This is a genomic window from Nocardia asteroides (assembly GCF_900637185.1).
GTDB lineage: Bacteria > Actinomycetota > Actinomycetes > Mycobacteriales > Mycobacteriaceae > Nocardia > Nocardia asteroides.
Genome location: NZ_LR134352.1, coordinates 16,270 through 29,072, shown reverse-complemented (window position 1 = coordinate 29,072; position 12,803 = coordinate 16,270). Strand labels below are relative to the sequence as shown.

General features: G+C 65.9%; 10 protein-coding genes and 1 tRNA gene. 10 read left to right on the top strand and 1 reads right to left on the bottom strand.

Annotated elements, in window-relative coordinates; genetic code table 11:
- Positions 1–80 precede the first annotated feature (80 nt).
- From EL493_RS00135 to rplA, 6 genes are all read left to right on the top strand, one after another.
- Positions 81–1,154, top strand: coding sequence for a fused (3R)-hydroxyacyl-ACP dehydratase subunits HadA/HadB (locus tag EL493_RS00135; protein WP_019049400.1), 1,074 nt, complete (start codon positions 81–83; stop codon positions 1,152–1,154).
- A 212-nt stretch (positions 1,155–1,366) separates the two neighbouring features.
- Positions 1,367–1,439 (top strand) — tRNA-Trp (locus EL493_RS00130).
- Between the two features lie 108 nt (positions 1,440–1,547).
- Positions 1,548–1,925, top strand: a complete 378-nt coding sequence (secE, locus tag EL493_RS00125) for a preprotein translocase subunit SecE (RefSeq protein WP_019049399.1) — start codon at positions 1,548–1,550, stop codon at positions 1,923–1,925.
- A gap of 112 nt (positions 1,926–2,037) precedes the next feature.
- Complete coding sequence (gene nusG, locus EL493_RS00120; protein WP_019049398.1) at positions 2,038–2,832, top strand: transcription termination/antitermination protein NusG; 795 nt, start codon at positions 2,038–2,040, stop codon at positions 2,830–2,832.
- Between the two features lie 240 nt (positions 2,833–3,072).
- On the top strand, positions 3,073–3,507 hold the full coding sequence (rplK, locus tag EL493_RS00115) for a 50S ribosomal protein L11 (RefSeq protein ID WP_019049397.1): 435 nt from the start codon (positions 3,073–3,075) through the stop codon (positions 3,505–3,507).
- 79 nt (positions 3,508–3,586) lie between these two features.
- Positions 3,587–4,300: a 50S ribosomal protein L1 gene (gene rplA / locus EL493_RS00110; RefSeq protein ID WP_019049396.1), complete on the top strand. Its 714-nt coding sequence runs from the start codon at positions 3,587–3,589 to the stop codon at positions 4,298–4,300.
- Positions 4,301–4,378: 78 nt separating this feature from the next.
- Here the strand turns inward: rplA and EL493_RS00105 are convergent, their stop codons facing one another.
- The gene (locus EL493_RS00105; RefSeq protein WP_030201193.1) at positions 4,379–5,992 is read right to left on the bottom strand and encodes an MFS transporter; all 1,614 of its coding nucleotides are present in this window, start codon (positions 5,990–5,992) and stop codon (positions 4,379–4,381) included.
- 400 nt (positions 5,993–6,392) lie between these two features.
- Between EL493_RS00105 and rplJ the strand changes: the two genes are divergently transcribed.
- The 4 genes from rplJ (at position 6,393) to rpoB (ending at position 12,717) form a co-directional block, all read left to right on the top strand.
- On the top strand, positions 6,393–6,923 hold the full coding sequence (rplJ, locus tag EL493_RS00100) for a 50S ribosomal protein L10 (RefSeq protein ID WP_019049394.1): 531 nt from the start codon (positions 6,393–6,395) through the stop codon (positions 6,921–6,923).
- Positions 6,924–6,983: 60 nt separating this feature from the next.
- The gene (gene rplL, locus EL493_RS00095) at positions 6,984–7,370 is read left to right on the top strand and encodes a 50S ribosomal protein L7/L12 (RefSeq protein ID WP_019049393.1); all 387 of its coding nucleotides are present in this window, start codon (positions 6,984–6,986) and stop codon (positions 7,368–7,370) included.
- Positions 7,371–7,612: 242 nt separating this feature from the next.
- Entirely contained in the window at positions 7,613–8,683 is a 1,071-nt protein-coding gene (locus EL493_RS00090) for an ABC transporter ATP-binding protein (protein ID WP_022566197.1), read from the top strand.
- 533 nt (positions 8,684–9,216) lie between these two features.
- Positions 9,217–12,717, top strand: a complete 3,501-nt coding sequence (rpoB, locus tag EL493_RS00085; protein ID WP_030201190.1) for a DNA-directed RNA polymerase subunit beta — start codon at positions 9,217–9,219, stop codon at positions 12,715–12,717.
- Positions 12,718–12,803 lie beyond the last annotated feature (86 nt).

Below are 12,803 nucleotides of genomic sequence, written 5' to 3'. Positions count from 1 at the left end.
GGGCCCGTCGGCGGCCGGGTGATTACACCCCCGGACGGCGTTGTGATCGGCTACGTGTGAGTAAGGTCCAGGGTGTGACAGTGAACACCGGAACTGACGAAGCGGTATCCGCCGCAGCCGCCGCGCCCTTCGATCCCGCCGCGCACGCGGCGTCGATGGTCGGCCACCACTACCGCGTCGACGACTTCTACGAGGTCGGCCGCGAGAAGGTGCGCGAATACGCCCGCGCCGTGCAGGACTACCACCCGGTGCACTGGGACGAAGACGTCGCGCGCGAGTACGGCCACGACGGCCTGGTGGCCCCGCTCACCTTCATCTCCCTGGTCGGCATCCTGGCCCAGCGCAAGCTGTTCGAGCAGATCGTCACCGGCTACGACCTGAGCCAGATCATGCAGACCGACCAGATCCTGGAGATCCACCGCCCGATCCGGGTGGGCGACCAGCTCACCTGCGACGTGTACCTGCATTCGTTCCGCCAGGCGTTCGGCGGCGACATCATCGTCACCAAGAACATCGTCACCGCGCAGGACGACGAGCTGGTGCTCACCACCTACACCACCCTCATCGGCCGCAGCGGCGGTGACATCGATCCCACCATGTCCGACGCGGTGCGCGGCGTGCTCATGCACGGCCTCGGCGAGGAGGATCCCGAGCGGCAGGTGCCCCTGGACGCGCACGCGGAGATCACCCCCGACCCGGTCACCCGGGACCCTCAGCCGTACGTCAGTACGCGCGCCCTGGCCTTCGACAGCATCGCGGCCGGCGACGAACTGCCGCCGCGCACCGTCCGGCTCACCCGGGGCGACCTGGTGAACTACGCGGGCGTGTCCGGCGACGCCAACCCGATCCACTGGAGCGACGAGATCGTCAAGCTGGTCGGCCTGGACAACGTGGTCGCGCACGGCATGCTCACCATGGGTCTCGGCGGCGGTTTCGTCACGTCCTGGCTCGGCGATCCCGGCGCGGTGAAGGAGTACAACGTCCGGTTCACCAGCCCGGTCTACGTGGGCGCGGACGCCCCGGCCGAGGTCGAGTTCACCGGTAAGGTGAAATCGGTCGATCCGGAGGCCAGGACCGCCGTCGTCGCCATCACGGCGAAATCGGCGGGCAAGAAGATCTTCGGGCGCGCCACGGCAACCGTTCAGCTGTCCTGACCTGGTCGGCTGTCCCGGATTGGCGGATTCGGCACGCGGTAACGTACACTCGGGACTCTGGGGTCACCGGCTGCTGCGCGCTGATCTTCCCGGGGATCTGATCCCCACGGAAGCGGCGCGCATGTTGTGTGACACCAGAGCTCGATAAATGAATATCGACTGTGGTTGGACATCCACAGCTCAGACGTAACAGTCCGGGTTGGTCCAACCGAAGGGGCGTAGCTCAATTGGCAGAGCAGCGGTCTCCAAAACCGCAGGTTGCAGGTTCAAGTCCTGTCGCCCCTGCCCTGAATGCCAGCGACGAGGAAGGATCGACGTGAGCGAGCGAAGCGAGCGAGCCATCAGGCCAGCGCGCTTCGCGCACGGCGGGTCCGAGCGAAGCGAGGAGACGACGTGAGCGACGAGCGGGATACTCGCGCCGACGACGGCGACGACACCACCGCCGCTGCCACTCGGCCGAGCGGCAAGCGGACAGCTCGCCGTGCGCGCACGTCGGACGCTTCGACCGACACCGGTTCGGTGGCCACGCTGGACCGACCGTCACGTAAGTCGGACAAGTCGGCCGACAAGGCCAAGGCGGGCAACCCGTTCAAGCGGCTGATCAAGTTCCTGCGAGAGGTCATCGCGGAACTGCGTAAGGTGATCTGGCCCAACCGGAAGCAGATGGTCACGTATACGGCCGTCGTTCTGGTGTTCGTGGTCTTCATGGTCGCGTTCATATTCGGGCTGGATACGGCGTTCATCAAGGGTGTCGACTGGCTGTTCGGCTGATCGCCGACACCGACGCCGGTAGCCGATCCCGGGCCGGAACGGCGGAGTGTGCGCTCCGCGCCACCGACCCGGCCCAGAGGATGTAGTGACGACACAGGAAGCGAGTGCCTCAGTGACCACCCCGGAGAACGAAACAAACGACGAGTTCCCGGTCGACGACGCCGTGGCGGAGACCGCCACCGACGAGGTCGAGGCCACCACCGAGAGCGCTGATGCCGACGACGCCGTCGTCGAGGAAGTCGCCACCGAGGAAGACCCCGACGCCGACCCGGTCGAGTCGATGAAGGCGAAGCTGCGGCGTGTCCCCGGCGACTGGTACGTCGTGCACTCCTACGCCGGCTACGAGAACAAGGTCAAGACCAACCTCGAGACCCGCGTGCAGAACCTCGGCCTCGAGGACTACATCTTCCAGGTCGAGGTGCCGACCGAAGAGGTCACCGAGATCAAGAACGGCCAGCGCAAGCACGTCAACCGCAAGGTGCTGCCCGGCTACATCCTGGTCCGGATGGAACTGAACAACGAGTCGTGGGGCGCGGTCCGCAACACCCCCGGCGTCACCGGTTTCGTCGGTATGACCGGCGGTGGCCCCGGCGCCAAGCCCACCCCGCTGACCATCAACGAGGTCGTGAAGTTCCTGGTCCCGGCCGGTGCGCAGCAGAAGAAGGCGGCCGCGGCGGCGACGTCGTCGACCGGTGCCGAGTCCACCGGCGAGGTCTCGGCCAAGCCGATCATCGAGGTCGACTTCGAGGTCGGCGAGTCGGTGACCGTGATGGACGGCCCGTTCGCGACGCTGCCCGCCAGCATCAGCGAGGTCAACGCCGAGCAGCAGAAGCTCAAGGTGCTCGTCTCGATCTTCGGTCGTGAGACCCCGGTCGAGCTGAACTTCACCCAGGTCTCCAAGATCTAGTTCGAACCAGCTTCGCGACGGCACCGCTTCGGCGGTGCCGTTGTCGTTGGTGGACCCTCCCCGCCCGCGGTGGCCGTGTCGCGGTTCGGTAGAGTGTGACAGTTCGTGTGTAGACCCGCGCCAGGCGTTTTCCGCCCGGCGTCGTGGTCGTGCGCGAATGCCGGGTTTGGACCCGGCGTGGGAGCGATCCCGCAACAGGCTTACGGCAACCGTAAGGAACCCGAAACCCAAGGAAGAAAGATGCCCCCCAAGAAGAAGAAGCTCGCCGGGATCATCAAGCTGCAGATCCAGGCCGGCGCCGCGAACCCGGCTCCTCCGGTCGGCCCCGCGCTCGGTCAGCACGGCGTCAACATCATGGAGTTCTGCAAGGCGTACAACGCCGCGACCGAGTCGCAGCGTGGCAACGTCATCCCGGTCGAGATCTCGGTGTACGAGGACCGGACGTTCGACTTCAAGCTGAAGACCCCGCCCGCCGCGCGTCTGCTGCTCAAGGCCGCCGGTGTGCAGAAGGGCTCGGCCGAGCCGCACAAGACCAAGGTCGCCAAGGTCACCATGGACCAGGTCCGGGAGATCGCCAAGACCAAGGCCGAGGATCTCAACGCCACCGATCTCGATCAGGCCGCGAAGATCATCGCCGGTACCGCCCGTTCGATGGGTATCACCGTCGAGGGCTGAGCGAACTCTCGCTCCATGTGGGAGGGCCGGCCAGGCCCGGAAACCACATCTGACACCAGCACATTAAGGACAGAAAATCATGGCAAAGCGAAGCAAGGCGTATCTCGCCGCTGCTGAGAAGGTCGATCGCGACAAGCTGTACTCCCCGCTGAGCGCCGCGCGCCTGGCGAAGGAGACCGCGACCACCAAGACCGACGCGACCGTCGAGGTCGCCGTCCGTCTCGGCGTGGATCCCCGTAAGGCCGACCAGATGGTCCGCGGCACCGTCAACCTGCCGCACGGCACCGGTAAGACCGCCCGCGTCATCGTGTTCGCCGCCGGCGAGAAGGCCGCCGAGGCCGAGGCCGCCGGTGCCGACGCCGTGGGCGCCGAGGACCTGATCGAGCGGATCCAGGGCGGCTGGCTGGACTTCGACGCCGCGATCGCCACCCCGGACCAGATGGCCAAGGTCGGCCGCATCGCGCGTGTCCTGGGCCCGCGTGGTCTGATGCCGAACCCGAAGACGGGCACCGTCACCAACGATGTGACCAAGGCCGTCAACGACATCAAGGGCGGCAAGATCAACTTCCGCGTCGACAAGCAGGCCAACCTGCACTTCGTCATCGGCAAGGCCTCGTTCGACGATGCCAAGCTGGTGGAGAACTACGGTGCCGCGCTGGACGAGATCCTGCGTGTGAAGCCGTCGACCGCCAAGGGCCGCTACGTCAAGAAGATCACGGTTTCGACCAACACCGGACCGGGCATCCCGGTGGACCCGAACCGCACCCGCAACCTCCTCGACGAGGATGCGTGAGCTTCTCCTGACAGGTAGCTCCTGATCGACCGCGAGGGTGGGAACGCACTGCGTTCCCACCCTCGCGGTTTTTCCGGGTCAGTTCTGGTCGTCGTCGGTCTTGGTGCGCCAGCCGAGCAGCACCGAATCGCCGCCCTGCGGTTTCCACGGCAGGAAGATCGCCACGATGATCGCGCACACCAGCACCGCGCCCGCGGCGACGAGGGAGGCGGCGTGCGCGCCCTGGAGCGTCGCGGACTTCATCGCGACGATGAGGTTCTCGCGCTGGGTCTCGAAGAACGGGGCCAGTTCGCGTTTGCGCAGTTCGAGCACGCTGAGCGGGCTCGCCTTGACCAGTTCCTTCTCGCGTTCGTTCATGATGCCGACCGGGATGGCGTCGATTCTGGAACCGATCCGGCTGGTGTAGTACGAGGCCACGATGGAGCCGAGCACGGCGACGCCGAGGGTGCCGCCGATCTCCCTGGTGGTGTCGTTGACCGCCGACCCCGCGCCCGCCTCGTCCAGCGGGAGCGAGGACATGATCGATTCCGTCGCCGGGCCCTGCACGATGCCGAGGCCCAGCGCCATGAACACCATCGACGGCAGCACCCCGATCAGGTAGGTGCTGTCCACGGTGACCTGGCCGCCGAGATAGAGCCCGAGCCCGGTGAGCAGCAGGCCGATCACCAGGACCGCGGTCGTGCCTACGCGCTGTGCCAGCAGCGTCGCCACCGGCGCGCCGATCGCGACCGAGAACGCGAAAGGCAAAGACGCGATACCGAATTCGAGTGGCGTGTATTCGCGCACGCCCTGGAAATACTGGGTGATCAGGAACAGGAAGCCGAACATCGAGAAATACCCGATCGCGATGGCCAGGGCGGGCAACGAGAATCGGCGATTCCGGAACAGTCGCATATCGAGAATCGGTGCGGCGGAACGCAATTCCCAGACGACGAACGCGGCGAGCAGCAGGGCGCCGAGGGTCGCGGTGCACAGGGTGGTGAGCGAGAGCCAGCCGTTGTGCGGCGCCTCGATGATCGCCCACACCGCCAGCGTGATGCCCGCGATCGAGAGGAAGATGCCGGGCAGATCCAGCCTGCCGACCTGCTCGGCGCGTGATTCCGGCACCCAGATCAGCGTCGCGACCAGCGCGACCAGCGCCACCGGCACATTGATCCAGAACACCGAGTGCCAGCTGAAGTGTTCGAGCAGCCAGCCGCCCGAGATCGGGCCGATGGCGATGGCGAAGCCCGCCATCGCGGTCCAGGCGGCGATGGCGAGCGCGCGTTCGCGCTTGTCGGTGAAGATGTTGATGATCAGGGCCAGGGTGGCCGGGAAGACGGCGGCGGCGAAGACGCCCATGGCCGCGCGAGCCGCGATGACCTGCGTCATCGAGCCGGCCAGCGCGCCGCCGACCGACATCACCGCGATGCCGATCAGGCCGACGACCATGATCCGCCTGCGGCCGTAGCGGTCGCCGAGGTTGCCCGCGGCGAGCAGGAGTCCGGCGAAGGTGAGGGTGTAGGCGTCGACGACCCACTGCAGGCCGGACACCCCGGTCTGGAGCTGGACGCCGATCGAGGGCAGGGCGACATTGACGATGGTGTTGTCGAGCACCACCAGCAATTCGGCCAGGCAGATGACGAGGAGCGCGAGGAAGCGCTGCGGACGCCGGTCCAGCAGCACTGATGGAGCGACTATGGAGGTTGCCATAGTTTCCGAGTGAAGCAGATTACTGTCACCCTTCGTAACACCTTCTCGGTGGGATTCCGGCCACAAGTGCCGATGGAAGTGACCTGGGTCACTCCGAATTCGGCGAATGGGGGTGGCCGAGACCCGTTTTGGCAGATAGGGGTGGGTGCAGGTACAGTGGACTCCGGTCATCGACCTGTTCGATGACTACCCATTCGTTCTACCGAAGACCGTTGGTCGTCGATGTCGCTCGCGCGATGTCGATCGAAGGTCCGGCGACATTGCCGGCGGCCCACGCAGGGAGAGCTGAGGCCGATCTTTCGCGCCCCGGTACGCCTTGCGTCCGGGGCGTTAGTTTTGTCGCCGGCCCCTGAATTCGGTAGTGCGCGTTCACGAACCGACATCAGAGAGGAGGCGAAGTATGGCGAAGCCTGAAAAGGTCACCGCTGTCGCGGAGATCGCGGAGCAGTTCAAGAACTCCACGGCCACCGTTGTCACGGAATACCGTGGTCTGTCGGTCGGCAAGCTCACCGAGCTGCGTCGCGCGCTCGGCGCCGATGCCACGTACTCCGTCGCCAAGAACACCCTGGTCAAGCTCGCGGCCGCGGAAGCGGGCGTCGAGGGCCTGGACGACTTGTTCGTCGGACCGACCGCCATCACCTTCATCCAGGGTGAGCCGGTCAACGCCGCGAAGGCGCTCAAGACCTTCGCCAAGGACAACAAGGCGCTCGTCATCAAGGGCGGCTACATGGACGGCGCTGCGCTGTCCGTGTCCGAGGTCGAGAAGATCGCCGACCTGGAGACCCGCGAGGTCCTGCTGGCCAAGCTGGCCGGCGCGATGAAGGGCAACATGTCCAAGGCTGCCGGGCTGTTCTCGGCTCCCGCAGGTCAGGTGGCCCGTCTGGCCGCCGCGCTGCAGGAGAAGAAGCAGGCCGAAGGCGCTGCCGAGTAATACCCCCGCTCGGGTGTTACCGCCCGCGCACACAGACATTCACCACCGAAAGGAACAATCATGGCCAAGCTGTCCACCGAAGAGCTGCTCGACGTTTTCTCGGAGATGACCCTCCTGGAGCTGTCCTCCTTCGTGAAGGCGTTCGAGGAGAAGTTCGAGGTCACCGCTGCTGCCCCCGTCGCCGTTGCCGCCGCGGGTGCCGCCCCGGCCGCCGCTGACGCCGCCGAGGAGCAGGACGAGTTCGACGTCATCCTCGAGGGTGCGGGCGACAAGAAGATCCAGGTCATCAAGGTGGTCCGTGAGATCGTCTCCGGCCTGGGCCTGAAGGAAGCCAAGGACCTGGTCGAGGGTGCCCCGAAGCCGATCCTGGAGAAGGTCTCGAAGGAGGCCGCCGAGGCTGCCAAGGCCAAGCTGGAAGAGGCCGGCGCCAAGGTCGCGGTCAAGTAATTCCGCGCTTCGCGTTTTGCGAACGGGCGGCCCTTTCGAGGGCCGCCCGTTTGTCATTTTTCCCGACATGGGAAGGTGATACGCGCTGTATCGACAGGGCGGGTTACTCTTCGGTCATGTAGGGGTGTGCCCCGTCTCACTGATGGGATACAGTGACCGGACCCACAGTGTCGTGACGCACCGCCGTGATGTGAGCGCGCGGTCAGCAGGGTGGGGTGCTCGCAGGGAACAATGGAGGTAGCGTGGGCGTCGAGGTCAGGACCGAGGGTGTAACCAAATCATTCGGTTCGCAGCGAATTTGGCAGGACGTGTCGATCACGCTCCCTTCGGGTGAGGTGAGCGCTCTGCTCGGCCCTTCTGGTACGGGTAAGTCGGTGTTCCTGAAGTCGCTGATCGGCCTGCTGCGGCCCGAGCGCGGCTCCATCTTCATCGATGGCACCGATATCACCACCTGCTCCAACAAGGAGCTCTACGAGATCCGCAAACTGTTCGGCGTCCTCTTCCAGGACGGCGCGCTGTTCGGCTCGATGAACCTGTTCGACAACATCGCCTTCCCGCTGCGGGAGCACACGAAGAAGTCGGAAACCGAGATCCGGCAGATCGTGATGGAGAAGCTCGAGCTGACCGGTCTGCTCGGCGCCGAGGGCAAGCTGCCCGGCGAGATCTCCGGCGGTATGCGCAAGCGTGCCGGCCTGGCCCGCGCCCTGGTGCTCGACCCGCAGATCATCCTGGTCGACGAGCCCGACTCCGGTCTGGACCCGGTGCGTACCTCGTACCTGGCGCAGCTGCTGCTGAACATCAACGCGCAGATCGACGCCACGATCCTGATCGTGACCCACAACATCAACCTGGCTCGTACCGTGCCGGACAACATCGGCATGCTCTTCCGCCGTCAGCTGGTCATGTTCGGCCCCCGCGAGGTGCTGCTCACCAGCGACGAGCCGGTGGTCAAGCAGTTCCTCAACGGCCGCATGATCGGCCCGATCGGCATGTCCGAGGAGAAGGACGAGGCGCAGATGGCGCGCGAGCAGGCGCTCGTCGACGCCGGTCACCACCACGGTGGCGCCGAGGAGATCGAGGGCATCATCCCGCAGATGAAGGCGGAGCCGGGCATGCCGGTTCGCCAGGCGGTCTTCCGCCGTCAGGCCCGTGTGCGCGAGATCATGCACACCCTGCCGCACGCCGCCCAGGTGGCGATCCGGGAGTCGCTCGACCAGTCCGACGACACCCAGGTGATGGCCGCCTACGGCAGCGAGCACCCCACCCAGTCGTTCGACACGAAGACGATTCCGCACGGCCAGATCAACGGCTGAGCGAGTTTCTCGCGTAGGTGGAGCCCCGGCCCTCACGGCCGGGGCTCCGCGGCGTTCCGGGCCGGAAAACAACGTCTGAACGGCGGTTTCCCTGGTTGGCGTCTGCGGCGTGTCGCGGGTAAAATAGCCGCGGTTCCGGCGGGGGATGCCCAGCGCGGCAGGCGATCTCACTTCTCGGACAGGCGCGGCCGCGGCACTTGACGAGGCGCGCGCGAACCGTCACCCTATTCACAGCAGCGTCAGCTGTTACAGGGGCTCCAGCGCCCAGGCGCCCGACGCGGCCAGCGTCACGGGAGTTCGGCGCGTTTGCCGTGTGAGCAGTCGCACGGATGGTATGTTGACACCCCTCTCTCTGTGGGTGTAAGTTTGGACGTTGCGCTGGCTGCCTCCTGTCCACACCTTGATTCGCACACGAAAGTTCCACCTTCCGGTGTTACTTCCGATGCTGCCTGTTCGGGTTTCGTTCGGGTTGTAACCAGCGGAATTCGTAGCAGACAAGCGACGGTCGCGGACCACCACGCGACGCGCGTGAGGTGCTGGAAGGACGCATCTTGGCAGTCTCCACCCAGACCAAGGCTGGAATCCCCGGAGCCCCGTTGAGGGTTTCGTTCGCGAAGATCCGTGAGCCCTTGGAGGTGCCCGGACTTCTCGACCTACAAACGGACTCGTTCGCCTGGTTGGTCGGTACCCCCGACTGGCGTGAGAAGGCGGCCGCACGCGGCGACGTCGGTCTCGCAGGCGGCTTGGAGGAGGTGCTCGAGGAGCTCTCGCCGATCGAGGACTTCTCCGGTTCGATGTCCCTGTCGTTCTCGGACCCGCGCTTCGAAGAGGTCAAGGCCTCCATCGAAGAGTGCAAAGAGAAGGACATGACCTACGCGGCGCCGCTGTTCGTCACCGCGGAGTTCATCAACAACAACACCGGTGAGATCAAGAGCCAGACGGTCTTCATGGGTGACTTCCCGATGATGACCGACAAGGGCACGTTCATCATCAACGGCACCGAGCGCGTCGTCGTCTCGCAGCTGGTGCGTTCGCCCGGCGTCTACTTCGATCACTCGATCGACAAGGGCACCGAGAAGGACCTGCACAGCGTGCGCGTCATCCCGTCGCGCGGCGCGTGGCTGGAATTCGACGTCGACAAGCGCGACACCGTCGGCGTGCGCATCGACCGCAAGCGCCGTCAGCCGGTCACCGTGCTGCTGAAGGCGCTGGGCTGGACCACCGAGGAGATCGTCGAGCGTTTCGGCTTCTCCGAGATCATGATGTCCACCCTGGAGAAGGACAGCACGCCCGGCCAGGACGAGGCGCTGCTCGACATCTACCGCAAGCTGCGTCCGGGCGAGCCGCCGACCAAGGAGTCCGCGCAGACCCTGCTGGAGAACCTGTTCTTCAAGGAGAAGCGCTACGACCTGGCGCGCGTCGGTCGCTACAAGATCAACAAGAAGCTCGGCATCCACGTGCACGAGCCGGTCACCAGCTCGGTGCTGACGAAGGAAGACATCGTCACCACCATCGAGTACCTGGTGCGTCTGCACGCCGGTGATCGCAACATGACCGCCCCCGGCGGCGAAGAGGTCCCCGTCGAGATCGACGACATCGACCACTTCGGCAACCGTCGTCTGCGCACCGTCGGCGAGCTGATCCAGAACCAGATCCGCGTGGGCCTGTCCCGCATGGAGCGCGTGGTCCGCGAGCGGATGACCACCCAGGACGTCGAGGCGATCACGCCGCAGACCCTGATCAACATCCGCCCGGTCGTCGCCGCGATCAAGGAGTTCTTCGGAACCTCCCAGCTGTCGCAGTTCATGGACCAGAACAACCCGCTGTCGGGTCTGACCCACAAGCGCCGCCTGTCGGCGCTGGGCCCGGGTGGTCTGTCCCGTGAGCGCGCCGGCCTGGAAGTCCGAGACGTCCACCCGTCGCACTACGGCCGCATGTGCCCGATCGAGACCCCGGAAGGCCCGAACATCGGCCTGATCGGTTCGCTGTCGGTGTACGCGCGGGTCAACCCGTTCGGCTTCATCGAGACCCCGTACCGCCGGGTCGTCGACGGCAAGGTCACCGACGAGGTCAAGTACCTGACCGCCGACGAGGAAGATCGCTACGTCCGCGCGCAGGCCAACTCGCCGGTCGACGCCGAGGGCCGCTTCATCGAGGACCGCGTCCTCGTGCGCCGCGCCGGTGAAGAGGTCGAGTTCGTCAACCCGTCGCAGGTCGACTACATGGACATCTCGCCGCGCCAGATGGTGTCGGTCGCGACGGCCATGATCCCGTTCCTCGAGCACGACGACGCCAACCGTGCCCTCATGGGCGCGAACATGCAGCGTCAGGCCGTGCCGCTGATCCGTTCCGAGTCCCCGATCGTGGGCACCGGCATGGAGCTGCGCGCCGCGGTCGACGCCGGCGATGTCGTGGTGAACGAGAAGCCGGGTGTGGTCGAGGAGGTCTCGGCCGACTACGTCACCGTGATGGCCGACGACGGCAGCCGCAAGTCCTACCGGATGCGCAAGTTCAACCGCTCCAACCAGGGCACCTGCTCCAACCAGCGTCCGATCGTGGACGAGGGCCAGCGGGTGGAGAAGGGGCAGGTCCTCGCGGACGGCCCCTGCACCGAGAACGGTGAGATGGCGCTCGGCAAGAACCTTCTTGTCGCCGTCATGCCGTGGGAAGGCCACAACTACGAGGACGCGATCATCCTGTCGCAGCGCCTCGTGGAAGAGGACGTCCTCACCTCGATCCACATCGAAGAGCACGAGATCGACGCCCGCGACACCAAGCTGGGCGCCGAGGAGATCACCCGGGACATCCCGAACGTCTCCGACGAGGTGCTGGCCGACCTGGACGAGCGCGGCATCATCCGCATCGGCGCCGAGGTTCGCGACGGCGACATCCTGGTCGGCAAGGTCACCCCGAAGGGCGAGACCGAGCTGACCCCCGAGGAGCGCCTGCTCCGCGCGATCTTCGGTGAGAAGGCGCGCGAGGTGCGCGACACCTCGCTGAAGGTGCCCCACGGCGAGTCCGGCAAGGTCATCGGCATCCGCGTGTTCTCGCGCGAGGACGACGACGATCTGCCTCCCGGCGTGAACGAGCTGGTCCGCGTCTACGTGGCCCAGAAGCGCAAGATCCAGGACGGCGACAAGCTCGCCGGTCGCCACGGCAACAAGGGCGTCATCGGCAAGATCCTCCCCACCGAGGACATGCCGTTCATGCCCGACGGCACCCCGGTCGACATCATCCTGAACACCCACGGTGTTCCGCGTCGTATGAACATCGGCCAGATCCTGGAGACCCACCTGGGCTGGATCGGTAAGGCCGGCTGGAACGTCGACGTCGCCGCCGACGGCACTCGCCCCGACTGGGCGCAGTCGCTGCCGGAGGAGATGCTGGGCGCCCCGGCCGACTCCAACATCGCGACCCCCGTCTTCGACGGTGCCCGCGACGAGGAGCTGACCGGTCTGCTCGGCTCGACCCTGCCCAACCGCGACGGTGAGCGCATGGTCGACGAGAACGGCAAGGCGACCCTGTTCGACGGCCGCTCCGGCGAGCCGTTCCCGTACCCGGTCGCGGTCGGTTACATGTACATCCTGAAGCTGCACCACCTGGTCGACGACAAGATCCACGCCCGTTCGACCGGCCCGTACTCGATGATCACGCAGCAGCCGCTGGGTGGTAAGGCGCAGTTCGGTGGTCAGCGTTTCGGTGAGATGGAGTGCTGGGCCATGCAGGCCTACGGCGCGGCGTACACGCTGCAGGAACTCCTGACCATCAAGTCCGACGACGTGGTGGGCCGCGTGAAGGTCTACGAGGCGATCGTCAAGGGCGAGAACATTCCGGAGCCGGGCATTCCGGAGTCGTTCAAGGTGCTCCTCAAGGAACTCCAGTCGCTGTGCCTCAACGTGGAAGTGCTGTCCTCGGACGGCGCCGCGATCGAGATGCGTGACGGCGACGACGAGGATCTGGAGCGCGCCGCGGCGAACCTGGGCATCAACCTGTCCAGGAACGAAGCGGCCACCGTCGACGATCTGGCGAACTAGGTGGTATGCGCGGTGCGGGCTCGCCCGCACCGCGCACCGCGCACGATCAACTAGTGAACTTTTGCTCGAATTCGACCCGAACAGGG

Excerpts from the sequence above, each read along its gene's own strand:
- rplK (WP_019049397.1), top strand. The coding sequence starts at position 3,073 with ATGCCCCCCAAGAAGAAGAAGCTCGCCGGGATCATCAAGCTGCAGATC.
- rplA (WP_019049396.1), top strand. The coding sequence starts at position 3,587 with ATGGCAAAGCGAAGCAAGGCGTATCTCGCCGCTGCTGAGAAGGTCGAT.
- EL493_RS00105 (WP_030201193.1), bottom strand. The coding sequence starts at position 5,992 with ATGGCAACCTCCATAGTCGCTCCATCAGTGCTGCTGGACCGGCGTCCG.
- rplJ (WP_019049394.1), top strand. The coding sequence starts at position 6,393 with ATGGCGAAGCCTGAAAAGGTCACCGCTGTCGCGGAGATCGCGGAGCAG.
- rplL (WP_019049393.1), top strand. The coding sequence starts at position 6,984 with ATGGCCAAGCTGTCCACCGAAGAGCTGCTCGACGTTTTCTCGGAGATG.